Below are 24,770 nucleotides of genomic sequence, written 5' to 3'. Positions count from 1 at the left end.
ATACCGGTAGACTTTCACTATTATAATTGCATTCATTTCAGGATTAAGAATTAGAAGTCAAAAAAGAGCTAAGTAATTTTCTTACTTAACTCTTCTATTTATCTTTATAATTTATTTTTTTATTAGTTTTACTACACCTTCAAGATGTGGAGTGTTAGGGAACATATCCTTAACGCAGCTTTCTACTACCTCATATCCTGATTCTAATAATACTTTTAAGTTATCTACTAGAGTCTTCGGATTACATGATACGTAGATTATTTCCTTTGCATTAAATTTAATTACATATTCTAATGCCTTTGGATGTACTCCACTTCTTGGTGGATCTAGGATAATTACATCTGGTTTATCCTTAACTGTTTTTATTATTTCAGCTACATCCCCAGCTAGGAATTTACAGTTATTTAAGTTGTTAAGTTTAGCATTTTCTTTTGCTGCTTCAACAGCTTCTTCTATAAGTTCTATTCCAACTACCTTTTTAGCATTAGCAGCTGTAATTTGACCTATAGTCCCTGTTCCACAATAAAGGTCAAATACTACCTTATCCTTTGATTCACCTATATAATCTCTAACTATACTATACAGGCTTTCTGCTCCTTTAGTATTAGTTTGGAAGAATGAAAAAGGAGATATTTTAAATTTAAGTCCTAAAAGATCTTCAATTATATAATCTTTTCCGTATAATAAATTTACTTTTTCAGGGACTACTGCATCTGAAAAAGAGTTATTTTCAGTATGTAATATAGATACTAAACTTCCTTTATAATTTTGAGCTTTTAGTACTTCAACATATTCTGATAAGTCAAAATCAATTTGAGTTGTAGTTACTAAGTTAACCATTAACTCTCCAGTATTGATAGCTTTTCTTATTACTAAGTGTCTTAAGTAACCTTCTCTTTTCATAACTCTGTAATAAGGTAGATTCTTATCTCTAAAATAATCTACAGTAGCTTTAATTAGAGTTCTAAAATCTTCATCTACTATTAAACATCCATCTACTGTTACTATACCAAAGGATTTCCCCTTCATATGCATACCTAATGTAAGTTCTCCACCTTTTTCAAAATCTCCAAAGGTAAACTCCATTTTATTTCTGTATTCCCATTGTTCCTTACTTCCAATTATACCTTTATAATTATCAATAGGTAGGTTTGCATCAATAAATAGATTTTTAAATTCTTCACTTAATAAATCTAATTGTTTTTCATAAGTTAGGTTTTGAGAAGTACAACCTCCACATATACCAAAATGCTTACATGGAGCTTCTATCTCATAATCTGCTCTTTCATCTACAGACACTAATTTTAGTTCAGCATAAGCTTCTCTTTTTTTCTTTACTCTACCAGTAACAACTTGACCTGGAAACGCACCTTTTACATATATTTTCTTATTTCCTAAGCTACCTACTCCCATTGATGGGAATTCTGTTTTATCTATTTTAACTTGTACAGTACTTCCTTTTCTCATCTTTACTCCTAAAAAATTATTTTAAAATTGTTTTCTTACCTATAGTTTTCTTAAGTTTAGTTGAAGAACAAATTGCTTCGTAAACTATATTTACTAACACATATATTATAAAGAATATTGGTTGTCTTTGTGCAACGTAAAAACCTACTGCTCTTAAAACAAAATCAAATATTACTAATAATAAAAGTGCTATAGCTATTACAATAATTTGATCTATTGCTGAAGCTAATACCCTCTTTATAAATTTCATTATCTTACTATCATTTTTTTCAGTACCTTCTTCTAATAATGAAGAGTCTCCCACTAATATTTCCTCACTTGAAGATATAACATCTTCCTCTAATATTTCTTCTATAGTTTCCTTAGTATCAATTATATCTTCCTTTAATTCTTGTTCCTTCTTTACTTCTTCATTATTATTTTCCAAAATCCTCATCCTCCTAATTAATTAAATCATATAAGTTGTAATAAAGTTTTTACATTTTATTCAGTTATATTTTATACTCAAAATATTTTAGTTAGGAAATTACACAAATAACTTATATAAAAATTAAAAGATATATAAGCTTTCAATTAATGTAATTTACTTTAAAAACTGTTTTTCACTAAAAAAAAGTAAATACTCAATATGTAGATTATTTATTGAAACATATATATTATTTAAACTGATAAACTTTTGATTCTACCTTATATAATAAAAAGTCATCTTTAATTGTTATTGTTTCTACTAATCCATTTAAATTAGTTTCTATAGTTTGATCTTGCTTACCATTTTTAACTATATCTATAATCGAATTATTTAATTCAGTATAGTCTCTCTCTGTATTATTAGTCATAGCTTCTGAGAAGGCTGACATTGAAGTTTCCTTAAAATCAAACTTCTCTTCATTCTTTATTTGATCTAAATCTAGTTTGAATCCAATCTTTAAACCCAAACTTCCCTTTGCCATATTAGAACCATAAAGCTTATATCCATAATACATACTTTCCATTCTGTTTGGCTCTGGATTTAAATTATCAAAGTAAATATACTTTTCATTAACACTTTCATTATTCTCATCTTTAATTTTTTCTTCTTTATTGTACTCTATCCCATAAAAATTAGAAGCTTCTTCTATCCTAGTAGCTATTTCATCATTTAATGCATTAACTTCATCTAGTGAATAGTCTTTAGCCCATTCACCTTCTCCAATAAATGGTTTTTCTTCTTGTACTGAGGACTTTTCAACTTTTGTATCTTCCTTATTTCCATCTGTGGAAGGACTACATGATGCTAATAAAAAAACCATTGACGTACTCATTATTGCTAAAAATATCTTTTTTATCATAAAAATCCTCCTATGATTTTAAAATTTACTATTATTCTTTCCTAAAGTCACCTTATTATAACACTAACACTATTACTTTTAAAGTCTTTGCCACCTCTTTGACACTTAACTGTCATATTAGAGACATCTATAACATATATCTAATATTTAATTTAAAAGCAATAAAAAAAGCCCTAAAAGAGCTATTTATTAAAATATTAAATTCTTATAGTTACAATAGTTCAAGTTCCTTAGGTGCTGATAATTCGTACCTATTAAATTCTCATAGTTACTCAGGAGCCCTGAGAAAAGCTCCATAAGTAACTTTTACTACAAACCAATTAATCTTTAGTAACTCAAAAAATCTTATTTTTTTGTAACTTTTAAAGAATTCCTTCAGTGCTATTATTTATAATATTCAATCTGATAGTTAATATTCAGTCAAACTTATAATCCACTTCAGCAACTGTCAATTATTAATGACTAATTGTCAACTGTTCTCTACTTTACTACTTGTGCTACTATTATAGCAATACCTATCAAAGCACCTGCTAAGAATACAGCAACTGCCATATTGCCTTTTTCAAGCTCTTTATTAAAATCAGCAGGTATTATTGCATCAAAAACTTTATAGCCAACTACTAATATCAAGATTCCAAAGGCACCAAATAGCAAACTTAACCCTAAGTTTAAAAGTGTATTTAAAAACATTTCCAAAACCCATTCCCCCTACATGTTATACTTTATTTAATTTTACCATAAACAGTATATTTGTAATATAAATTATTTGTAACTTTATTATATTCCTACTTGATCTTTTATCTTCTCAAAGGTTTTACTTCCAATTCCATCTATATTCTTTAATTCTTCTATACTCTTAAAACCACCGTTCTTATCTCTATAATCTATTATACTTTGAGCTTTAACATCTCCTACCCCTGTAATTTTCTTCAGTTCTTCTAATGGAGCTGTATTAATATTTATTACTCCACTACCATTTGTAGTACTAGCATTTTGATTTATTACACTTCCTGAGGCCATATCACTTTTATTAGGTATAACTATAAGCTGATTCCCCCTAAGCTTTTCTGCTCTATTTATACCATCTGTGTTGGCTTCACCAGTTAAACCTCCAGCTAAGTTAATCAAATCTCTTATTATACTTCCATCTTCAATTTCATATACATCTGGATCTTTTACTTCTCCTTTTATTTCAACTACAATTAAGCTTTTCTTCTGATTTTCTGTGTCCACATTTGAGCTAGAAGCATTAACACTACTGTTTACAGCTTCATTTTCACTTTCAGATTCAACATATATATTATTCATATACTCATCCTTAAATACCTTAGACTTATTTTTATAATATAAAAATAATGAAGATGATAAAAACACTACACCTAAGACAAATATAGCTATAATTCTAGCATTTAATATCTTTTTTAACTCCTCTTTTATTTGCTCTAACATAGGAACCTCCAAAATAACACTTTTTTATAATTATTACCTAATTTTTAACTTTTTAATTATTTTTTAATTAAATATTTCTAAAATATAGAATCATTCTGATATTTCTGTTAAAATAACTTTGTCTATAAAAAGTTTAATGTGGGAGAAATTTGTATGAAAAAGTTTATTAAGAATTTGCTTCTATCCACTTTTTTATTTAGTAGTATATTTTCTACTATAAATACTATAGAAGCTAAAGCGACTGATTTACCTCCAGTTTATTCTGAAGGTGCAATATTAATGGATGGAAAAACTGGTAAGGTATTATTTTCTAAAAATGAGCATACTCAGTTTGAGCCTGCATCTACAACTAAGGTAATGACAGCGCTAATAGTCCTTGAACATACTAATTTAAAAGATAAGGTAACAATAGGAGAAAACCCACCACTTGTAGATGGATCTGCTATTGGTATTAGGGAAGGGGAAGTCTATACAGTAGAGGAACTTATGCTAGGTTTATTACTTGAATCAGGAAATGACTGTGCTGAGGCCCTAGCTGAATACGTTGCAGGGTCAAATAAAGACTTTGCTAAATTAATGAATGCAAAAGCAAAAGAATTAGGTGCTTTAAATACTACATTTAAAAATCCAAGTGGATTACATGAGGATGGTCATTTAACTACAGCTTATGATTTGGCTCTTATAATGAAAGAGGCTGCTCATAATGAAGATTTTGTAAGAATAGCTCAAACAGAATCTTATAAATATGTAAATCAACCATTTTCTGATGGTAGTGAAAAGTGGGCAACTAATAGAAATCAACTATTTAATGAGTATAGTCCTTATTTTTATGATAAAGCTTATTGTGGTAAAAATGGATACACTCCAGAAGCTAACCACTCTTACACTGCTGCTGCAACAAAGGGTGATGATATGCTTATAGGTGCATTTTTAGCTGCTACTGATAAAGATAACTTCTATACTAATGTAGGCCCATTATTTAATTACGGATTTGATAACTTTGAAACATTAAAGCTAATAAGTTCTGGAGATACCCTATATACATATAAAATTAACGATGATGTATATATACCACTAATTGCTAAAAGTGATTTTTATTATACAAAAGCTAAAAGCGAAGATGAACCTAATTTATCTTTAGATTATGAGAAAACTGATATAAGTAGAAAAAATATTAAGACTGGTGATATTATATATAAAGCCAAAGTTAACGTAAATGGTGAAACTGTATCAAGCATGGATTTAATAAGTGCTGTAGATAGAGAGTATACTACTGCAGATAGGATTAAGGATAGTTTTCATGACTTTCTTGAAAGTCCTATGAGCATTATGCTGGCTATATTAGGGGTAGTAATAATATACATAATTATTAGAATGTTTATTATATCTAGAAGAAGAAAAAATATTAAAAGAAAAAAAGACAAACTATTCAGCAGATAAATAAAAAGGGTTGCCAAGCAACCCTTTTTTCAATTAACAATTGACAATTAATAGTTAACAATTTAGGATGTAATTCCTCCGGAATTAGCAAAATATATTTTTTTCAAAAACTCCTATGGGAGTTTTATCCTCAATTCTTAATTCTTTATTTTTAATTTTTCATTAATAAATTCTTCATTTTTCATTTCTTAATTTTTTCATTGTTTCATTACTTCATTACTTAATTCTTTCATTATTCCATCCTAATTGTTTCAATTAGAACTCTTATGTCTTCTGGTAAATCAGCTCTTAAGCTTAATTCCTTCTTAGTTCTAGGTGATTTAAAATCTAATCCATAGGCATGAAGAGCTTGCCTTTTTATGATTTCTGAATCTTCTTCAAGGCCATATAAGGTATCACCCCAAATTGGATGTCCTTGAGAACTTAAGTGAACTCTAATTTGATGAGTTCTACCAGTTTCCAGTAAGCATTCAACTAAATCTGAATCTTTAAATCTTTCAACTACCTTATAGTGAGTAATACTTCTTTGCCCTCTTTCATCTATTACCCTTCTAATAGTACCTTCTTCTTCTGGTCTATATATAGGTAAATCTATTGTTCCTTCAGTATCCTTCATATGTCCATGAACTACTGCCAGATATCTTTTTTCAATTTTATTTTCACTCATATCTTTAGAAAGTTCCATATGAGCATATTGATTTTTACCTATTATTATAAGTCCCGAAGTATCCATATCTAATCTACTTACAAGTCTAACTATGCATTTTTGATTACTTTCCTTAAAATAATACATTAATGCATTAGCTAAGGTTCCACTTTGATGCCTTTTTGTTGGATGAACTACCATATTAGGACTTTTATTTACAACTATAATATCCTCATCTTCATAAACTATATCTATAGGAATATTTTCAGGATCAATATTTTGACTTTCTTCCTTCATTAAGTCTATTAAAATATTTTCTTCTCCCTTTAATATGTAATTCATTTTAACTGCCTTATTATTAACATAAATTCTTTTATCTATAGATGCACTTCTTATTAATCTAGACGATAATCCAAGATCTTCTTTTAAATATTCTCTTATCTTTCTGCCTTCATATTCCTTTGGAACTATCTTTTTAATATGACTCATATGTACTCCACCTTTTTTTGACAATTAACAGTTAGCAATTAATAATTAACAATTACAGATGTAATTTGTTCCAAATTACTTTGTTTTTATACTTTTTCTATTAAATACTTATTAACTTACAATTGTGCGACAGCACTTTTAATCCTTTTATTAGAAAAGGTGAAATAAGCTTAGTTAATCTTAATGCATTAAAATTAACTAAGCTTAACCTTCACCTTAACCTTTAATTAAATAAATTGTAATCTTCACCTAATAGTATTACTATATCGTAATCCTTATATTCAGATCCACTTATCTTCTCAATTTTTTCTATATCTATATCTTTCTTTAATAAATCCTTTAAGTCTTTATTGTTAGTTTGAATAACACTCTTATTTACAGCCTCAGTAGTATTTCCTACTTCAACATTTTCATATCCTCTTGCTAATAGCTTATCTCTTGCAGTTGAAGCTAATCCAGATATATTAGTTCCATTTAAAACTATAACTTTAAGATCTTCTCTCTTTATAGTAGTTATATTACTAGCACTTGATGGATCATCTGAGCTTAATGAATTTATTAAGTCCATATTATACTCTTTATCAGCAACTAAAAATGATTCCCCATATATATATTGAGGTTCTCCTTGAAGAGTTGTCATTATTATATCACTAGATTTCAGTCTCATTATCTTCATTCCAAGTGAAACTAATTCCTTAGCCGGCATATTAGTTTCAACATTTTCACTTATAGCATTTAATATCTTTGGAGCTTTAAATACTATAGATGGGCTCATTACCTTATCTAATAATTTACTTATAAATAATTGCTGATTCTTAATTCTAGCTAAATCTGCATCAGCTAATCCGCTTCCATCATTATTTTTTCTCCATCTAATGAACTCTTCAGCTTTCTCTCCATCTAGAAGAACTGTTTCTCCTGCTTTAAAGTTAATATGAAGGTTTTGAGCATCATCGTCGTAAAACATATCTTGCTCAATAGTCATTTCAACTCCACCAATAGAATCTATTATGCTTCTAAATGCGTCATAGTCAACTTCAACTATATAATTTATATCAATATCTAGAAGTGACTCTACATGCATTGTAATTTCTTCTTCTCCACCTAATACATAGGCAGTATTTATCTTCCAATACCTTCTATACTCCCCAGTATCTAAATAAGCATCTACTTCAATTAAAGTATCTCTAGGTATAGATACTATATGGGCTTTTTTTGTATTAGGATTATAATTTAAAACCATTATAGTATCGCTTCTTCTAATGCTCTTATTACCTTCAATATCAGCATCTCCTATATCCATTCCTAAAACTAATACATTAATAGAATCATTTTTAGATGCTGGTGGTATTCCAGTTCCCAAATTATTAGTTTTAAGTCCTGATATAAAACTATATGCATAAAATAATCCACCGAAAATTAAAGCTATAAATATCGCAATAATTGAAACTACAATTCTTTTTCTTCTTCTTTTCTTTTTTCTAGCTTCTATTGCTCTTCTTCTTTTTATCTGTTCTTCCCTAGTAAGTCTTCTTCTCCCCCTGCTGTCATTAACTTCCCTACTACTACCCATCCTCTTATTCCTTTCTGATTTTATTCCTTTAGTAATAAGTAATTTCTTGCTTTTATACTATTTATATCAATAGGAATTCCTTTATTTAATAAGTACTTAATAGTGTGAGTTAAGCCTTGAAGAACTCCATTATCTAGGTCTTTAAAGGCCTCTCGTCTTAGTAAGTCTACACCAGGAAAGTTTCTGTTTGGTTCAATCATATCAGCTATATAAATTATCTTATCTAGCTTACTCATATTTTCTTTCCCTGTAGTATGCCATCTCATTGCACTTAATATTTCTTCATCTTCTATCTCAAATATTTCTTTAGCTACAATTGGCGATACTATACTGTGCCATAACTCTTGATTTGCTTCTTCATCATAAGTTAAATTTATATTATTTTTCTTTATTATATCTTGTAGTTCATATATAGTCCTATTTTTGGCTATATCATGAGAAAGTGCAGCAATTTCTGCTTTTTTTTCATCTACCCCATATGCTCTTGCAAGTCTAATAGCAGTATCTGCTACACCAAGAGTATGGATATACCTATTTTCAATTAAGTTATCTTTAAGGTAGATTTTCATTTCTTCAATACTAAGCATAGTTCTCTCCTTAAATATTACTTTTTAATTTTTCATTACCTTATTACAATAATTATATAAATTATTTGTAATAATATACTCTAAAACTTCCCTAGGCATAAAAAAGTCAATTCTTTTGCCTTCTTTAATTCTATTTCTAATAATAGATGAGGAAATTTCTAAATCTATTATATCTAAAAAAGTAATATTTGTGTTAAACTTTTGCTGGATTTTCTCTTTTTGAATTCTTAAATTTTTCTTACTGTAACCTGCTCTATTGAAAACTACAAAATTACAAAGCTTAAATATCTTCTCAGGATACTTCCATTTTTCAATATCCATAAGACAATCAGCTCCTGTAATAAAATATAATTCATTATCATCGTTCTTGAAATGTTCTAAGGTTTCAAAAGTATAACTTAAGCCTTTTTTTTCAATTTCATAATCACTTATTTCAAAATCCTCATAATTTTTTATAGCTTCATATACCATATTATACCTTAAGGAAGCCTCTAATATCTCCATATCCTTTTTATGGGGTGGGCTTCCTGTTGGTATAAATATTATCTTATCTAAATTTAATTGGCACTTAGCTTCATAAGCTATATATAGATGAGCTAAGTGAATAGGATTAAAGGTACCTCCTATTATTCCAATCTTCATTTTAATCTACCTTGGTAATTCTATCTTAGGCTTTTTTGAGGATTTCTTGTATAAAACTATTTTACTTCCTATAGCTTGAATTCCTTCACAACCTATCTTTTCACAGATAGAATTAGAAGCTTCTCTAGCCATTAATCCACTGTTTTCTAGAACCTTAACCTTAATTAATTCTCTAGCTTCTAATGCTTCTTCTAATTGTTTTAAAAAGGCTTCTTCTTCTACACCGTTTTTACCTATTTGAAATATTGGGTCCATATTATTTGCAAGGCTTCTTAAATATGCTCTTTGTTTTCCTGTTATCATCTTACTTCCTCCTAAAAATTATAAAATATACTCAAATTCAAAATCATTAAGTCTAACTATATCTCCATCTTCGATGCCCATTTCTCTAAGTTCATCAAATATACCCTTGTTTCTTAAAACTTTATGGAAGTATTTTAATGAATGCGCATCATGAATATTTACAGCATTAAGTAATCTATCAACAAAGGAACCTTCAATTACATAAACCTTATTATCATCTTCTCCGTCCTCAACATTGATTTCGTAAGTAAATCTCTTTTCTTCTGGTATAAATCTTTCTTCATCGCTTATTTCTAAATCCTTAATTGGAATTTCAGTAAGCATTCTACCAGCTTCCTTAATAATTTCTTCTACACCAAGCTTTGTTGCAGCTGACATCTTATATACCATGTTAAAGCCTAATTCATTTACTTTCTTCTTGAAATCTTCATAAACTTCTTCATCGTAAAGCATATCTGCCTTATTAGCAACTACTATTTGTGGTCTATCCCATAGCTTAACTGAATATTTCTTAAGTTCTTCATTTATCTTTACGAAGTCATCAAATGGATCTCTTCCTTCAATTCCTGAAATATCTACAACGTGTATTAATAATCTAGTTCTTTCTATATGTCTTAAGAACTCTAATCCAAGTCCAACACCTTCAGCTGCTCCTTCAATAATACCTGGAATATCAGCCATAACAAATGCATTCATTCCTTCAGCTTTAACAACTCCTAAGTTTGGCTTTAAAGTTGTAAAGTGATAGTTTGCAATCTTTGGTTTAGCTGCAGTTACTGTAGATAAAAAAGTTGACTTTCCTACATTAGGGAATCCTACAAGACCTACGTCTGCAAGTAACTTAAGCTCTAATGTAAGCCATCTTTCTTCTCCTGGCATACCAGGCTCTGCAAAGTTAGGTGCTTGCCTAGTAGGTGTACAGAACTTACAATTTCCTTTTCCACCTTTTCCACCAGTTGCAATAACGAAAACATCATCTTTATGAGAAAGATCCGCAATAATCTTATTGCTTTCAAAATCTCTAACTATAGTTCCCATTGGAACTTTAATATGTAAATCATCTCCGTCTTTTCCATAACACTTAGAACCTTCACCTTTTCCACCAGCTTCAGCTACAAATTTCTTTTTATATTTAAAGTCTAAAAGTGTAGTAAGACCTGGATCTACTTCGAAAATTACACTTCCACCTTTTCCGCCATCTCCACCATCTGGTCCTCCTAGAGGTACATATTTTTCTCTTCTAAAGGAAACACATCCATTTCCACCATCACCAGATTTAACAAATATTTTTGACTTATCTATAAACATAAAATCACCTATCTTTCATAATTATTCTAACCTTATTTTCGGTCTTTCAACCCTCTTAAGTCTATTATATATGTTTCAATTAGTAATATACATTATTAGTCTGTTGCATTATCAAATCAAATTAAGAAGTAAAAACGAAGAATTATTGAAGTAATTCTTAAACTTTTCATTATTCATTATTCATTCTTAATTTTTCATTGTGCTCTAGCCCTCTTCAGTAAATTATCTAAATTGAAATCATAGTTTTAAATGAGCAATTGACAATGTATAATGGGCAAGGTTTATGCATTGTCAATTGCCCATTTACATATTAAACATAAATATTATTTTCATAAAATAAAGCACCCTAAATTAGGGTGCTTTATGAAAATACTATTATTCTGCTATTTCTTCAAGATTTACTGGGTAAATGCTAACTTTTTTCTTATCTCTACCCATTCTTTCAAATCTAACAACTCCGTCTTCCTTAGCAAAAAGAGTGTCATCTCCACCCTTTCCAACATTAGTTCCAGGATGAATCTTAGTTCCTCTTTGTCTAACTAAAATGTTACCAGCTAAAACGAACTCCCCGTCAGCAGCTTTAACTCCTAATCTTTTAGATTCAGAATCTCTACCGTTCTTTGTGCTACCTGCTCCTTTTTTGTGAGCAAATAATTGAAGGTTCATTATCATCATACTATTGCACCTCCTCTTCTAATAATCTTATATATTCACTATCTGTTTTACTTCCAAAACTTAGCTTTAGAGATTGCATCAAGCTTTCTATACTTTTTTCAAAAGTTAATAGTAATACCTGACATTTCTCTAAATCTTGATCTTTAAGATTTGATAAATTGATATGTAAGAAACCATCATTTATCTTATACTTAACCTTAAGCTTTAATACCTCTTCAATACCTATTAAAGTACCTTGAGATAATACAGAAACGGAATTGCAAATCAAATCATAAGCATCTCCACTTTTCTCTAATTCAGCCTTAGATAAAGCATGACCTTCTATCTTAAAACCAAGTCTTAAATTCTCTTTTTTTAAAATCTTAATCTCAATCATAATAATTAAGCTTCGATTTTTTCGATTACTAACTTAGTGTATGGTTGTCTGTGACCAGTCTTCTTTCTGTAGTCCTTCTTTGGCTTATACTTGAAAACTGTGATCTTCTTAGCTTTACCTTGAGATAAAACCTTAGCTACAACCTTAGCACCTTCTACAACTGGTGTACCAACTTTTAAAGCATCGCCATTTGAAACTGCTAATACTTCTGTTAATTCAACTGTTGAGTCAACTTCAGCGTTAAGTTTTTCAACGAATATTACGTCTCCTTCTTGAACTCTGTATTGTTTTCCTCCTGTAGATAATACTGCGTACATCAAAACACCTCCTCTTATTACGGTCTCGCCAACCGAGGTACAAAACTCTAGGCATTGTTTAAATAAAAACCTCTTATGTGCGGTTTAACATCTGCTATTGTATCATACTATTATGTAGATTGTAAAGGAAATTATTCATATTTTTCATAAGCATTTATCTTATAATTTTTAACATTTTCCTTTTGGCTATTAAATATTAATGGCTCTATTTTATAACCTTCAATTCCATCTACAAAATTTAGATATATTTCATTTTTTAAGGAATTAATATTGGCAACAAATGAGAAAATATCACCTCTTACCATTTCTTCATAATTCTTATCAAGTTCAATATAAAATGATTTAATAGAATTTTCTTTTTCAGCCTTTATTACTTCATTTTTTATAAGTTTTTCTATATATGATAGTTTTAAAACAAAGCCTTCCATATTACATCTCTTACAGCCCTCTTCTAAATATTCATATATAGATTTTCCTCTTCTTTTTCTAGCAATCTGCACTAAGTCTAGCTCAGTAAATGGGAAGACCTTAACATTGCCCTTATCTTCCTTTAAAGCATCCTTTAAAGCATCCATAACTATAGCTTTTTGTGAAAAATCTCTCATATCTATAAAATCAATAACTATTATTCCACCTAAGTTTCTTAGCCTAATTTGTCTACCTATTTCCTTTGCAGCTTCCACATTTGTTTCTAATATAGTTTTATCAAAACTTCTACCTTTAATATTCTTTGATGAGTTTACATCTATTACATACATAGCTTCAGTTTTATCTATTACAATATTTCCACCACAATTTAAAGCTACTTTTTTATGCCTAAGCTTTAGTATTTCTTTTTCGATTCCATAGGCATCAAATAAGCTTGTCGCTCCCTTATATTCTTCTATTATTATATCTTTGCTTTCAGCAAGTGCTTCCTTAACAGCTTTAGTATCTTCTTCATTATTGATTATTATCTTGCATTTATTGCCTAAGTTTTCACTAATAACCCTATTTAAAATCATATTATCACCATATATTTTACCTAGGTTTAAGCTATACTTCAGCTTTTGTTCCATTTCATAAATAACTCTTAATAATCTTATCTTTTCCTCTAAAAGCACCTCTTCACTTGCATTTACTGCTTCAGTTCTAATAGTTATACCATATCCATCAACAGGACTAATAATATCTGAAATCTTTAATTTTTCTTCCTCATTACTGATTCTTTTAGAATAATTAATACCATAACCGCCCTTAGTTATTACCATAAATCTTCCTGGTACACTAATGTTTTTACTAACTTTAGCACCCTTATTATTTATTGGTTCTTTAATTATTTCTACTAAAAATTCTTGTCCCTTTTTTATTCCCTCTTCCTTTAGCTCTTTACTAAAGTACATATAGGCTTCTTTTTCTAAACCAATATCTATGAAGATAGAGTTTATAGCCGGAACTATATTTTTAACTCTACCTTTATAGATTTCTCCTATTTTGGGCTCATCAGAATTTTCTTCAACAAAAGATTCCATAAGAGTGTTATTATCCTTTATAGCAATTCTTAATAACCTTTCATCTCTTTCAATGAAAATTTCCCTCATAAAATAATACACTTCCCTAAATAAATTTATATATTGGTATGTATTTATTATCACTTAATACATACATTTCTTCTCTCTTTATATCTATAAATGCATCTAAAGCTATTTCAGGAATGTTATTTTTAATATATTCTGCAACTAAATCTGGGGATAAATGCTCCCTACTTCCTGATGAAATTAAAATATTAAGTACTAACTCATCATCATTTACCCAATATTTCATTTCCTTAATCATAGTTTTTAGATTAACTTCTTTTTCACCTTTTTTACTTTTCTTAATAGTAGTCCAAGCATCCTTAGCATATAACTCTTTCATTTTTGCTTCTACAATACTTGAATCATTACATAGCATTTTTATTGTAAATCTTGCTGCATCAATTAATGCCATACTTTGAGGAAGTTTCTTTTCCCCTTCCTTGTTAACTACTTTTCTAGCTTCTAAAAATTTAATTCCAGATGCAGTTTTTTCATTTAATCTATTTATAATTTCTTCTTCAGCTAATTCTTCTACTAAGACTATATCCATATATTCAGCTGAAGAATAAACTCCAACAGATAGGGGTTGCGCTATTGATAATGCCATATGAGGATTAAATCCCTTTGAATATTCCATTGGAAGATTTGCTCTTCTTATTACTCTTTGTATTGTTCTCATTAAATCTAAGTGAGAAATAAATTTAATACTAGATTCTTTAGTAAATTTAATTACGTAACGCACCTTCAAAACACTTCCCTTCTTTAAAGTTAACATTTATTCCACAACCTGTGCATCCTTTTCTACAGTTTTGTGTAAGTTCTGCTTTCTTAGCTTTTTCATTTTCAACTTCTAGATATTTTCTATTAACTCCAATATCTATAAAGTCCCATGGAAGTATTTCATCATAACTTCTATCTCTATATACATAGAAATCTTCATCTATATTACATTCCTTCATAGCTTCCATCCATAGCTCATAATTGAAGTACTCTGACCAACCATCAAATCTTGCACCCTTTTCAAATGCTTTTATTAATAGCTCACAAGTTCTTCTATCTCCTCTAGCAAATACAGCTTCCATAAATGAAGTTTTTTGCTCATGATAGTTATAGTTAATTGCTCTAGTTTTAATAGCACCCTTAACTGCATCTATCTTATTCCATACTTCTTCTGGTCTAGCCATAGGTGCCCATTGGAATGGAGTAAATGGCTTTGGTACAAGTATTGATGTACTTACAGTAATCTTTAATCCCTTAGCTCTCTTTTCCTTTGGAATTCCATAGTAAACAGCAGCCATCTTTTCTGCAAGCTCACCAATTCCAGCAGCATCTTCTATTTCTTCATAAGGAAGACCTAGGATAAAGTATAACTTAATAGTACTCCAACCTGACTCAAAAGCACTTTTAGTAGCTTCTAGTATTCTCTCTTCAGTTAATCCCTTATTTATAATATCTCTCATTCTTTGAGATCCAGCTTCAGGAGCAAAAGTTAATCCAGTTTTTCTTACCTTTTGGATTTCCTTTATTAAATCTACTGAAAAGGCATCAACTCTTATTGATGGTAGAGCTACACCTACATTCTTGCCACCATGTTCTAATATTAAACTACTAACAAGGTTTTGAATATCTGAGTAGTCACATATACTAAGCGATGCTAAAGAAACCTCTTGATATCCTGTTGTATCTATCATTTTTCTTGCTTGATCTAGTAATGTATTAGTAGTCTTTTCTCTTACTGGTCTATAAATCATACCAGCTTGACAGAATCTACATCCATTAGTACATCCTCTTGATGTTTCTAAAACTACTCTATCATGAACTATTTCAGAATAAGGTACTATCATATCTAAAGGAAAATCTACCTTATCAAAGTTATTTATAATTCTCTTTTTAACCTTTGCAGGAACATCATCATACTTTGGCTTAAATTCCTTTATAGTTCCATCTTCGTTGTAACTTACATCATATAAAGAAGGTACATAAACGCCTTCAATCTTGGCTATTTCTCTTAAAAATTCTTTTTTCTTTCCTTGTCCTTGATATTTTTTATAAACATCTAGGACATCATTCATGATTTCTTCACCTTCACCAATTTCAAAGAAATCAACTATATCATATAATGGCTCTGGATTATATGCACAAGGACCACCAGCCATTATTATTGGTTCATCTTCTCCTCTTTCTGAGGCTCTGTATGTTATACCAGCCATATCGAGCATGTTTAATATATTTGTATAACTCATTTCATATTGAAGTGTAAATCCTAATATATCAAACTCTGTAAGAGGGTCCTTTGTTTCTAAGGTCATTAATGGAATTTCATTTTCTCTAAGCTGAGCTTCCATATCTGGCCAAGGTGCAAACACCCTTTCACAATATGTATCTTTTCTTTCATTTATAGTATGATAAAGTATTCTTGTTCCTAAATGAGACATTCCAACTTCATAAACATCTGGGAAACAAAAAGCAAATCTTATGTCAACTTCCTTTGGATTTTTTACTACTTGATTTAACTCTCCACCAACATATCTTGATGGCTTTTCAACCTTATATAAAATATGGTCAGTTAATTTTTTCATACATCTTCCTCCTATAACGGAATTTAAATAGGCGCTGTCACCAACAGCTCAAAATCAAAAATGGAGAATGTAGAACTATTTATTTAATTTTACATTCTTCATTATTCATTTTACCTTGTGCGACAGCACCTATATCTTTATCTTTACTATTCTAGCATATATAAATCTAAAGGTAAATCTATTACTAAGATTTATATCCACTGTTATTCAACCCACTTTTAGTAACATTAGGATTTTGTTTTACATATTCCTCTAAAGTCATATTACCGTAGTTTTTCAATGCATCAATTAATTCATCTTCATTTAATATATAAATAAGTTTCATATCATCATCTAAAATATAAAAAGTATTAAACTTATTCCTATCTACTAAAGCTAATACATTAACAAGACCTTGCTTGTAATAAACTGATATTGTCTTATTTTCTATATATTTATTTTTTAAAATTTTATTTCTTTTTTTAACTATGTTACCCATAGTTATATACATTGAAGTATGAGCTTCCATTCTAGTAATATATATTATAATTCCAGCACCAATGAAAATACTGAAGTTTAAACTATGTAGAAATATATAACTTAAAATTCCTATACTAATAAATAATCCTGATACTATATAACTGATTATACTTATTATTTTTTGAGCTTTTTTAAATAAAATCTTTTTAGTTAAAAGTATCTCTAATATCCTAGATCCATCTAATGGATAAGCAGGTAATAGGTTAAATACAGCTAACCCTATGTTTAAATTAATACTTGTCTCAATAAAATTATTATTAAATCTAATATTTAAAAAATAAAGAATTATTGCAGATACAATATTAAATAGCGCACCTGAAAAATACACTATAACCTTCTCCCTTTCCTTAAGGGAATTAATATCTCCCAGCTCTGCATTTAATCCAAAAATATGAAAATTTATATTATAAAATTTACATCCATATATATGAGCTATAAAAATATGTGTTAATTCATGCAAAAGCACCCATACAAAAGCAAGCCCAAACATACTGTTATAACTGCTTATTAATAATATTAATACTATTTCTGCTAATATTTTTTTTACGTCTTTTTTCATTTATATCTCCCTATTAATTGCTACACCACTATATAATCACCTTCTATTTCTTAAATATTTCTTTTATAACTTTAAATCACTTTTCAAATCCTGGTATTTATCTTCAAATATATTAAATACCCACTTATAATTAATACCTATAGCTTCAGCCTTATCTAAAATCTTACTATAATCATAAGTTCTATTAACCTCAGTCTTTATAGTACTATATATGGCTTTTGCTTCTTCATTAGGTAATACCTTTAAAGTAAATACTCCCAAAGATAATAAAAATGTAATTATAAGCCTAGCTATAAATATATCTATATATTTAAACTTCTTCTTCTCTTGTTTCATACCATAAGTCCCCGCTCTATAACTATAATTACGCACATTAGAAGTATTAGGGTATATATCATTTCTACTAGAAAATAGCTTCTCTTTTTTATTATCCTTTTCTTTGACCTTCCCTCTTATCCTTTTGTAATAATCACTATAAGCTTCACTATAATGATTTACCATACACCTCTCTCCCTACTATCAATAATCTATAATATTTTTCTCTATTAAATCTATGCAGAATTGGGATTGAATTATACCTCATGGGGATTATATATATTATGCTCAGGTTCCGTCGCAAGCTCCAAGTCACCCTTCACATAATATATATAATCCCCATGTGATAAATAATTCCTAGGTAACTTCGCCTACTAAAGGAAAAAATTCAGACGAGCTGAATTTCTATATTAGATATTTAATATTTTTTCTAGTTTTTAAATTTCACTATCCTCCGCCACAAGCTATAAATCACCTTATATATAATATATATCTAATACTTTGTATTAAAATATGGAGAATTTAAAATAAATAGTAAATCGTTCTTAGAAAACTAAATAGTATATTATTGTAAAAATTGCTATAATTAGTTCATATAAACACTTAATACTTTGTTAGTAAAAACTTATATGAAAAATATAAATCAGTTTTTAATAAATTTAAACATATAGAAGGGATAATATCCATGAAAAAAATAATAAGCATATGCACAGTACTAATAGTAATTTTATCAGTTCCTATTTATAAATATATAGAATTTAGCAATGAACGATTAAACAACTACTCTGATAAAATTCTATCTATAGCAGTCAATACGAATAATTCTATTTATTTCCTTACAGAACAGTCTAGATCAGAAAAATCTTTTATTCATGATTCAAATGATTTAATTAGTAATATATATGCACTAGAGACTGTATTAGACAGTGCTTATATATTCCTTACAGGAAGTGGAATATATAGTAATAGTTTTTATTATTTATCAGATAATCTAATGAAAGAGTTGAAATATAATAATCTAAATAAAGAAACTATTGAAGATTTAAACACTATAACTCGTTCAACTGATATATTAATTCAAAGACTTCGTCCCTATTATGGAACTGGATCTACTATAAGTAAAAAAGAAATAATTCATGCTATTGAAGACTTCCTAGAAGAAATGGGTAAATTGCATTATATAAAATTATGGAGGGATTAATTTGTATATCAAAGTATTATCTGAAAGTGAAAAAGCACAATTAAAACAAAGGGCTAGAAGAATAAAAGAATTGCAAGAACAAGGAATATGTTTTGGGTGTTATAACTTCGAAACAGACGAGATATTTCCAAGTGAAGGTTTAATTATTTATGAAGATGATAAAGTTAGATGTCAATTTGAAAGGTTCCCAAGGTCTACTGGACAAACAACGATAGTTTCAAAAGCTCATTATGAGGATATTTCTGAAATGCCCCTTGAATTAGGTACTCACATATTGAAAGTATCAAATGCAATAATAAAGTTGCATAAAGAAATCATAGGTGCAGAAAAAGTATATATGTCTACATTGTGTGATGGCAAAAGAAATCACTTGCACTTTTCATTATTCCCACGCTTAAAGGGAGAATCAATTGGCTTTAAAAACTTTGTTAAGGACGATGGCTTTTTAATGGACTATCATAAAGAAGTTGACATATATAGAGCAAAAATGAAGAAGCTATTGTAGTTCAATAAAAATATCGACATGCATTCATATAATTTCATACTCACTAATGCGATATATGAAAATACGCAAAAAAACAAATATGGTGTAATAAGTATATTAGTAACGCTCAAATGTAAGTGAATATAAGTTAGTTGTTTATTATATGCTAGTTATAAATAGGAATCTAAAGGAGATAATCCATATGAATAATTATTATATTGGTATAGATTTAGGTGGTACAAACATAAAATCTGCTATATTTAATACTAATTTTGAAAAAATATCAGAACACAGAGTGCAAACACATGCTGATAAAGGTTCTGATGTTGTTTTATCAAGAATGTTAAATAGTATTGAAGAATTATTAAAAAGCTCTAGAATTTATGCAAGCGAAATACTATGTATGGGAATTGGGGTTCCTGGATTATTGGATACTAAAACAGGAATATCAAAATTTTCTCCCAATTTTTCAAAGTGGGAAAATGTCCATGTATCACAATGGTTTGAAACCAAATTGAAAATTCCTACATTTATTGATAATGATGTACGGATGAATTTATATGGAGAATGGTATTATGGGGAAGGAAAAGGCAAAAGCAACGTTGTTCTTATAACTTTAGGCACTGGATTAGGGTCAGGTGTTATAATAGATGGACATGTATTATACGGTACTACTGGAAGTGTAGGAGAAATCGGGCATATGAATATGTATCGTTCAGGGCGACCTTGTCGTTGTGGAAGTTATGGATGTTTAGGTAGATATGTGTCTGCCATTGGTATGTTAAGAACATTAAAAGAGAAATTACAAAATGGAAATACTAGTGTAATTCATGACTGGGTACAAGGTGATTATGATAAAATTACTGCCAAAATGGTATCTGACGCTTTTGATAAAGGCGACAAGGTAGCTATAGATACTTTTTATGAAACGGGAGAACTTTTAGGTTATGGGCTGGCTAATGTTATAAATTTATATAATCCAGAATGCATTATTATTGGCGGAGGAATGGCTGCAGCTGGTGAGAGATTGTTAAAAAGCGCAAGAAAAATTGTAGATACTCATGCATTACAAATTTCAAATGATACTTGTGAGATTGTAATAGCATCCCTAGGGGATTCATCCGGAATGCTAGGTGCTGCAATTTATGCAAGCAACCACAGGAGAAAAGAAAAATAAATTTCACGGTAATAACATAATTTATTATTTTATTTAATAATGAGAAAAAATAGAAACTCAATCTAAACCGAGTTTCTATTTTATATTGTTCTAAAATTCTATTTATAAAAGCGATTTATTTTCTTAGGAGTTATTATTTCTAATCTAAATCTGCTCCATTACTTGAAATCACTTTTTTATACCAATGGAAAAAATCTTTCTTTAATTCTTTCATTACTTAATTTCTAATTATTTATTTCTCTAGAAATAGATTTTCTTTCTTCTCATTCCAACGTTCATAACTAAACCTATAGACATAACTGTAGTTAATAATGAACTTCCTCCATAGCTTAGAAGTGGAAGAGTTATTCCTGTTATAGGCATAAGTCCTATAGTCATACCTATATTTTGTAACAATGCAAATAGGAAATAAGACGCTAATCCTATGCATATTATTGATCCAAAAGTATCTTTTGATGTTCTTCCTATTGCAATCATTTTAGAAATTAATAATCCATATAGTAACAGTAAGATTGCAGCTCCTACAAATCCAAATTGCTCTGCAATACTTGCAAATATAAAGTCTGTTTGAACTTCAGGAACATATTGTGGTGCATATCCCACTGAGGTTTCCTTAGTTACTGAGTTTCCTTGTATTCCTAATATTCCACCATTCCCTATACTTATAAGTGATTGTCTTAGCTGATATCCCGCTTGAGAAGTATCAGATTCAGGATTTAAGAAAGATGTTATTCTTTTCTTTTGATAATCTTGAATTAAACCTGAATTCCAAACTATTATAACTGCTACAAGTAATGATAGCAATCCTCCACCTATTATCTTAATATCTAGCCCTGCAATAAAGAATATTCCTACAACTATAAAGAATAAAACCATAGTCATACCCATATCAGGTTGAATTACTATAAATACAGCTGGAACTATTGCATAAAAAGCCATCTTAAAGAAATTCTTAAGTTCATTTATAGTTCCGTCCATTTCTTCTAAAACTTTACCTAGCATCATTATTGTTGCTATTTTTGCTAATTCTGCTGGTTGAAAGGATAACGGACCAAGTCTTATCCACCCTCTTGCACCATTTATGTCCGTACCAATAAACATCGTTACTATTAATAATGCAATAGATCCCCAATAAAAAAGAGGCGTATAAGATTTTAGTAATGTATAATCAATTGCTACTACAAAATATAATGCTACTAAGCATACTACAAACCAAATTGCTTGTCTCTTTAAAAATAGGGTCCCATATTCAACGTTACTTGCATAGTATATATTTACTATTCCAAATATCATTAATGATATCATAGAAAGTAGCATTACCTTGTCTATTTCTTTTAACTGCTTTAAATCTATCTTAAAATTAGATAATGGAAACATATCCTAAACACTCACCTCCATTTTTGATCCTAGGTTTATTATATCCAAAAAACTTATGTTTCTCCATATTATCTTCTATGAATAACAAAAATTTAAGAAATTATTAATTATTCATATTCTAGGCTTTCTCTTTAACTTATATATAAATTAATTAAAAACAAAAAATTAATATTACTTTTGCTTAAAGAAAAACTCAGCCTAAGCTGAGTCTCTTATTAATTTCTGTAATTTAAAACAAATTACTCCCTTAATTCTTAATTAATTTTTGATATTTTTAATAGGAATATTAGCTACAAGAGCAGGGTTGTTTCCGTCTACATTTTCACTCTTGCTTACTGTTAATTCAACATCATCAATATCTATTTCTATATATTTAGATAATACCTCTAATATCTCTGCTCTTATTTTATCAAGGGTTTCATGAGGTAAATCCCCTCTATCATGTATTAATATTAGTTTTAATCTATCTTTAGCAACATCTTTAGGTGTTTGTTTATTGGAAAATTTCTTAAAAAAATCCACCTCTCTCTCCCCCTTTACTAACGTTTAAATAATTTTTTTAATGATGCGAAGAATCCTTCTCCACCAGTTTTTAAATCCATTAGTGGCACTTCTTCTCCAGTTAATCTTCTAGCTATATTTCTAAAAGCTTGCCCAGATACAGACTTTTCATCTAATACTATAGGCTCACCCTTATTAGTAGATACTGTGATATTCTTATCATCAGGAACTACTCCAAGTAACTCTATTGATAATGTTTCTATAATGTCAGAGATATCTAACATATCTCCTCTTTGAGTCATTTCATAGTTTAATCTGTTTATAATTACTGAATGATCATCTAAACCTTTAGCATCTAACTTACCAATAACTCTATCAGCATCTCTAACTGAAGTAATTTCTGGGTTTACTACAACTACAGCCTTGTCTGCTCCTACTACTGAATTTTCAAATCCTTGTTCAATTCCAGCAGGACAATCAATAAGTATGTAGTCAAAATCCTCTTTAAGCTGATTTACTATTTTAAGCATATCTTGCGGTCTTATATCATCTTTATCTTTAGTTTGAGCTGTTGGTAATAGACAAAGATTTTGATATCTTTTATCCTTTATTAATGCTTGTTTTAATCTACATCTGTTTTCAATAACATCTGATAATGTATAAACTATTCTATTTTCAAGTCCCATTAAGACATCTAAATTTCTAAGACCAGTATCTCCATCTACTACTACTACTTTTTTATTTAAAGCAGCTAATGCAGTTCCGATGTTTGCAGTAGTTGTTGTCTTTCCAACTCCACCTTTACCTGATGTAATTACTATAGAAATTCCCATTTTATTATCCCTCCAACACTTATCTATATATGTTTCAATAAATAAATCACATCATCCTATTTCTATAAAATTATAATAAAAAAGAACTGATAGGTAAAATAACCTAATTGAAATCATATATATTATTTATTTTTTTATACAAGTTGATAAAATACTTATCTGATATAAACATGATTGATATAAAGTCTAACTTCATAAAATGTATAATATTATTAAACTTATATATATTTCTTTGGTAAATAAGGCTCTACCACTATATTGTTATCTTTTATTTTAGCAAGCTCTGGATAAGAAGGTTTAATGCCATCCTCTGGAGCTATAGTTACAATGTCTGCAATTTGTAATATTTCTGGTTGAAGGTTAAAAGCCGAAATTATAGCTTTTTTATTTCCTCCCATTCCAGCATGGACTTGACCTTTAATAGTTCCTAGAACCACTATATTCCCACCTGCATATACTTCAGCACCATGATTAATATCTCCTACAATAACTATATTCCCATAATACCTTATAAGTTGTCCACCTCTTATAGTTTTCTTTATAAATTTAGTTTTTCCTTCATATATCCCATTAAAAATTTTATTTTCTTTCTTTTCCTTAGCACCAGTTTTCTTTATAGGTTCAAAAACACATTCTTTAATTTGAATCTTATTAAATAAAGTTTCTTTTAACTGTGCTACTTCTTCTTCTTTTAATAAATCTAAGTTCGTTTCTATTTTAATAGATGATCCCTTGTAAAAACCTTTACCCACAGATAACTTTTTAACTAATGCTTCCATCATATCATCAAAGTTATTAAATCCATCCATATCTATAAAGGCGTTTATTCCGTCACTATTACCTCTAATTTGAATACTATGTACTTTCATTGGCCACCCTCCACCAACTTAAACTTTACTTTTTAAAATTTTTGTCACATATCTATAATTATACAATTAATTTATATATATTAACAACAGTATTTTTTAACAAACTCCCATATATACCTAATTCCATAAGATTTTTCATAACATTATTGCAATTATTTTCCAATATTAAAGATAAACCTTTAATATTCTCCTTAAAAAGA

Annotated in this window: 27 protein-coding genes; 4 read left to right on the top strand and 23 right to left on the bottom strand. The window is 28.9% G+C overall.

Annotated elements, in window-relative coordinates; translation table 11 throughout:
- Positions 1-111: 111 nt before the first annotated feature.
- The 5 genes from rlmD to E5347_RS07335 all read right to left on the bottom strand — a co-directional run bounded on the left by rlmD (position 112) and on the right by E5347_RS07335 (position 4,244).
- On the bottom strand, positions 112-1,467 hold the full coding sequence (gene rlmD / locus E5347_RS07355) for a 23S rRNA (uracil(1939)-C(5))-methyltransferase RlmD (RefSeq protein ID WP_136005992.1): 1,356 nt from the start codon (positions 1,465-1,467) through the stop codon (positions 112-114).
- Between the two features lie 16 nt (positions 1,468-1,483).
- Positions 1,484-1,894 (bottom strand): RDD family protein, encoded by a 411-nt coding sequence (locus E5347_RS07350; protein ID WP_243109752.1) that lies wholly within the window; start codon positions 1,892-1,894, stop codon positions 1,484-1,486.
- Between the two features lie 229 nt (positions 1,895-2,123).
- Entirely contained in the window at positions 2,124-2,795 is a 672-nt protein-coding gene (locus tag E5347_RS07345) for a hypothetical protein (protein WP_136005989.1), read from the bottom strand.
- A gap of 480 nt (positions 2,796-3,275) precedes the next feature.
- Positions 3,276-3,485: a DUF350 domain-containing protein gene (locus E5347_RS07340; protein ID WP_168354934.1), complete on the bottom strand. Its 210-nt coding sequence runs from the start codon at positions 3,483-3,485 to the stop codon at positions 3,276-3,278.
- Positions 3,486-3,572: 87 nt separating this feature from the next.
- Complete coding sequence (locus E5347_RS07335; RefSeq protein WP_136005986.1) at positions 3,573-4,244, bottom strand: helix-hairpin-helix domain-containing protein; 672 nt, start codon at positions 4,242-4,244, stop codon at positions 3,573-3,575.
- A gap of 153 nt (positions 4,245-4,397) precedes the next feature.
- Here E5347_RS07335 and E5347_RS07330 point away from each other — a divergent pair, with 153 nt between their 5' ends.
- Entirely contained in the window at positions 4,398-5,684 is a 1,287-nt protein-coding gene (locus tag E5347_RS07330) for a D-alanyl-D-alanine carboxypeptidase family protein (RefSeq protein WP_136005985.1), read from the top strand.
- A 232-nt stretch (positions 5,685-5,916) separates the two neighbouring features.
- Here E5347_RS07330 and E5347_RS07325 read toward each other — a convergent pair whose 3' ends face one another.
- The 14 genes from E5347_RS07325 to E5347_RS07260 form a co-directional block, all read right to left on the bottom strand.
- A complete protein-coding gene (locus tag E5347_RS07325) occupies positions 5,917-6,819 on the bottom strand; it encodes an RluA family pseudouridine synthase (protein ID WP_136005983.1) in 903 nt (300 codons plus the stop codon).
- Between the two features lie 223 nt (positions 6,820-7,042).
- Positions 7,043-8,392, bottom strand: a complete 1,350-nt coding sequence (locus E5347_RS07320) for an LCP family protein (RefSeq protein ID WP_136005982.1) — start codon at positions 8,390-8,392, stop codon at positions 7,043-7,045.
- Positions 8,393-8,412: 20 nt separating this feature from the next.
- Positions 8,413-8,979 carry a bis(5'-nucleosyl)-tetraphosphatase (symmetrical) YqeK gene (gene yqeK / locus E5347_RS07315; protein WP_136005980.1) on the bottom strand — a complete coding sequence of 189 codons (567 nt, stop codon included), beginning with the start codon at positions 8,977-8,979 and terminating at the stop codon, positions 8,413-8,415.
- Positions 8,980-9,003: 24 nt separating this feature from the next.
- A complete protein-coding gene (gene nadD, locus E5347_RS07310) occupies positions 9,004-9,621 on the bottom strand; it encodes a nicotinate-nucleotide adenylyltransferase (RefSeq protein WP_136005979.1) in 618 nt (205 codons plus the stop codon).
- Between the two features lie 6 nt (positions 9,622-9,627).
- Positions 9,628-9,924, bottom strand: coding sequence for a ribosome assembly RNA-binding protein YhbY (gene yhbY, locus E5347_RS07305; protein WP_136005978.1), 297 nt, complete (start codon positions 9,922-9,924; stop codon positions 9,628-9,630).
- Positions 9,925-9,942: 18 nt separating this feature from the next.
- The gene (gene obgE, locus E5347_RS07300; protein WP_136005976.1) at positions 9,943-11,232 is read right to left on the bottom strand and encodes a GTPase ObgE; all 1,290 of its coding nucleotides are present in this window, start codon (positions 11,230-11,232) and stop codon (positions 9,943-9,945) included.
- 375 nt (positions 11,233-11,607) lie between these two features.
- Positions 11,608-11,907 (bottom strand): 50S ribosomal protein L27, encoded by a 300-nt coding sequence (rpmA, locus tag E5347_RS07295; protein WP_136005974.1) that lies wholly within the window; start codon positions 11,905-11,907, stop codon positions 11,608-11,610.
- A 1-nt stretch (position 11,908) separates the two neighbouring features.
- Positions 11,909-12,283 carry a ribosomal-processing cysteine protease Prp gene (locus E5347_RS07290; protein ID WP_136005972.1) on the bottom strand — a complete coding sequence of 125 codons (375 nt, stop codon included), beginning with the start codon at positions 12,281-12,283 and terminating at the stop codon, positions 11,909-11,911.
- Positions 12,284-12,288: 5 nt separating this feature from the next.
- Complete coding sequence (gene rplU / locus E5347_RS07285) at positions 12,289-12,600, bottom strand: 50S ribosomal protein L21 (protein WP_136005970.1); 312 nt, start codon at positions 12,598-12,600, stop codon at positions 12,289-12,291.
- Between the two features lie 131 nt (positions 12,601-12,731).
- Positions 12,732-14,180: a ribonuclease E/G gene (locus E5347_RS07280; protein WP_136005969.1), complete on the bottom strand. Its 1,449-nt coding sequence runs from the start codon at positions 14,178-14,180 to the stop codon at positions 12,732-12,734.
- A gap of 16 nt (positions 14,181-14,196) precedes the next feature.
- The gene (locus tag E5347_RS07275) at positions 14,197-14,898 is read right to left on the bottom strand and encodes a TIGR03936 family radical SAM-associated protein (RefSeq protein WP_136006393.1); all 702 of its coding nucleotides are present in this window, start codon (positions 14,896-14,898) and stop codon (positions 14,197-14,199) included.
- On the bottom strand, positions 14,882-16,735 hold the full coding sequence (locus E5347_RS07270) for a TIGR03960 family B12-binding radical SAM protein (protein WP_136005967.1): 1,854 nt from the start codon (positions 16,733-16,735) through the stop codon (positions 14,882-14,884). Before E5347_RS07270 ends, E5347_RS07275 begins: the two co-directional genes overlap by 17 nt.
- Positions 16,736-16,919: 184 nt before the next feature.
- Positions 16,920-17,813 carry a site-2 protease family protein gene (locus E5347_RS07265; protein WP_136005966.1) on the bottom strand — a complete coding sequence of 298 codons (894 nt, stop codon included), beginning with the start codon at positions 17,811-17,813 and terminating at the stop codon, positions 16,920-16,922.
- 63 nt (positions 17,814-17,876) lie between these two features.
- Positions 17,877-18,314 (bottom strand): peptidase M23, encoded by a 438-nt coding sequence (locus E5347_RS07260; protein ID WP_136005964.1) that lies wholly within the window; start codon positions 18,312-18,314, stop codon positions 17,877-17,879.
- A 499-nt stretch (positions 18,315-18,813) separates the two neighbouring features.
- Here E5347_RS07260 and E5347_RS07255 point away from each other — a divergent pair, with 499 nt between their 5' ends.
- The 3 genes from E5347_RS07255 (at position 18,814) to E5347_RS07245 (ending at position 20,990) form a co-directional block, all read left to right on the top strand.
- On the top strand, positions 18,814-19,329 hold the full coding sequence (locus E5347_RS07255; RefSeq protein ID WP_136005963.1) for a hypothetical protein: 516 nt from the start codon (positions 18,814-18,816) through the stop codon (positions 19,327-19,329).
- Position 19,330: 1 nt separating this feature from the next.
- Entirely contained in the window at positions 19,331-19,834 is a 504-nt protein-coding gene (locus E5347_RS07250) for an HIT family protein (RefSeq protein ID WP_136005961.1), read from the top strand.
- Positions 19,835-20,015: 181 nt separating this feature from the next.
- Positions 20,016-20,990, top strand: coding sequence for an ROK family protein (locus E5347_RS07245; protein ID WP_136005960.1), 975 nt, complete (start codon positions 20,016-20,018; stop codon positions 20,988-20,990).
- A gap of 240 nt (positions 20,991-21,230) precedes the next feature.
- Here the strand turns inward: E5347_RS07245 and rodA are convergent, their stop codons facing one another.
- The 4 genes from rodA to minC form a co-directional block, all read right to left on the bottom strand.
- Positions 21,231-22,367 carry a rod shape-determining protein RodA gene (gene rodA, locus E5347_RS07240; RefSeq protein ID WP_136005959.1) on the bottom strand — a complete coding sequence of 379 codons (1,137 nt, stop codon included), beginning with the start codon at positions 22,365-22,367 and terminating at the stop codon, positions 21,231-21,233.
- 258 nt (positions 22,368-22,625) lie between these two features.
- The gene (gene minE, locus E5347_RS07235; RefSeq protein ID WP_136005957.1) at positions 22,626-22,889 is read right to left on the bottom strand and encodes a cell division topological specificity factor MinE; all 264 of its coding nucleotides are present in this window, start codon (positions 22,887-22,889) and stop codon (positions 22,626-22,628) included.
- Positions 22,890-22,906: 17 nt separating this feature from the next.
- Positions 22,907-23,701, bottom strand: coding sequence for a septum site-determining protein MinD (gene minD, locus E5347_RS07230; RefSeq protein ID WP_136005956.1), 795 nt, complete (start codon positions 23,699-23,701; stop codon positions 22,907-22,909).
- Between the two features lie 218 nt (positions 23,702-23,919).
- Positions 23,920-24,570 (bottom strand): septum site-determining protein MinC, encoded by a 651-nt coding sequence (minC, locus tag E5347_RS07225; protein WP_136005954.1) that lies wholly within the window; start codon positions 24,568-24,570, stop codon positions 23,920-23,922.
- Positions 24,571-24,770: the final 200 nt, after the last annotated feature.

Source organism: Clostridium sartagoforme (genome assembly GCF_004794105.1).
In the GTDB taxonomy this organism is placed as follows: Bacteria; Bacillota; Clostridia; order Clostridiales; family Clostridiaceae; genus Clostridium; species Clostridium sartagoforme_B.
The sequence above is the reverse complement of the archived record's forward strand: the minus strand, read 5'-3'. Positions and strand labels throughout refer to the sequence as shown.

Bases quoted from the DNA above. Each gene is read 5' to 3' on its own strand.
- rlmD (WP_136005992.1), bottom strand. From the start codon at position 1,467: ATGAGAAAAGGAAGTACTGTACAAGTTAAAATAGATAAAACAGAATTC.
- E5347_RS07345 (WP_136005989.1), bottom strand. From the start codon at position 2,795: ATGATAAAAAAGATATTTTTAGCAATAATGAGTACGTCAATGGTTTTT.
- E5347_RS07340 (WP_168354934.1), bottom strand. From the start codon at position 3,485: ATGTTTTTAAATACACTTTTAAACTTAGGGTTAAGTTTGCTATTTGGT.
- E5347_RS07335 (WP_136005986.1), bottom strand. From the start codon at position 4,244: ATGTTAGAGCAAATAAAAGAGGAGTTAAAAAAGATATTAAATGCTAGA.
- E5347_RS07330 (WP_136005985.1), top strand. From the start codon at position 4,398: ATGAAAAAGTTTATTAAGAATTTGCTTCTATCCACTTTTTTATTTAGT.
- E5347_RS07325 (WP_136005983.1), bottom strand. From the start codon at position 6,819: ATGAGTCATATTAAAAAGATAGTTCCAAAGGAATATGAAGGCAGAAAG.
- E5347_RS07320 (WP_136005982.1), bottom strand. From the start codon at position 8,392: ATGGGTAGTAGTAGGGAAGTTAATGACAGCAGGGGGAGAAGAAGACTT.
- yqeK (WP_136005980.1), bottom strand. From the start codon at position 8,979: ATGCTTAGTATTGAAGAAATGAAAATCTACCTTAAAGATAACTTAATT.
- nadD (WP_136005979.1), bottom strand. From the start codon at position 9,621: ATGAAGATTGGAATAATAGGAGGTACCTTTAATCCTATTCACTTAGCT.
- yhbY (WP_136005978.1), bottom strand. From the start codon at position 9,924: ATGATAACAGGAAAACAAAGAGCATATTTAAGAAGCCTTGCAAATAAT.
- obgE (WP_136005976.1), bottom strand. From the start codon at position 11,232: ATGTTTATAGATAAGTCAAAAATATTTGTTAAATCTGGTGATGGTGGA.
- rpmA (WP_136005974.1), bottom strand. From the start codon at position 11,907: ATGATGATAATGAACCTTCAATTATTTGCTCACAAAAAAGGAGCAGGT.
- E5347_RS07290 (WP_136005972.1), bottom strand. From the start codon at position 12,283: ATGATTGAGATTAAGATTTTAAAAAAAGAGAATTTAAGACTTGGTTTT.
- rplU (WP_136005970.1), bottom strand. From the start codon at position 12,600: ATGTACGCAGTATTATCTACAGGAGGAAAACAATACAGAGTTCAAGAA.
- E5347_RS07280 (WP_136005969.1), bottom strand. From the start codon at position 14,180: ATGAGGGAAATTTTCATTGAAAGAGATGAAAGGTTATTAAGAATTGCT.
- E5347_RS07270 (WP_136005967.1), bottom strand. From the start codon at position 16,735: ATGAAAAAATTAACTGACCATATTTTATATAAGGTTGAAAAGCCATCA.
- E5347_RS07265 (WP_136005966.1), bottom strand. From the start codon at position 17,813: ATGAAAAAAGACGTAAAAAAAATATTAGCAGAAATAGTATTAATATTA.
- E5347_RS07260 (WP_136005964.1), bottom strand. From the start codon at position 18,314: ATGGTAAATCATTATAGTGAAGCTTATAGTGATTATTACAAAAGGATA.
- E5347_RS07255 (WP_136005963.1), top strand. From the start codon at position 18,814: ATGAAAAAAATAATAAGCATATGCACAGTACTAATAGTAATTTTATCA.
- E5347_RS07245 (WP_136005960.1), top strand. From the start codon at position 20,016: ATGAATAATTATTATATTGGTATAGATTTAGGTGGTACAAACATAAAA.
- rodA (WP_136005959.1), bottom strand. From the start codon at position 22,367: ATGTTTCCATTATCTAATTTTAAGATAGATTTAAAGCAGTTAAAAGAA.
- minD (WP_136005956.1), bottom strand. From the start codon at position 23,701: ATGGGAATTTCTATAGTAATTACATCAGGTAAAGGTGGAGTTGGAAAG.
- minC (WP_136005954.1), bottom strand. From the start codon at position 24,570: ATGAAAGTACATAGTATTCAAATTAGAGGTAATAGTGACGGAATAAAC.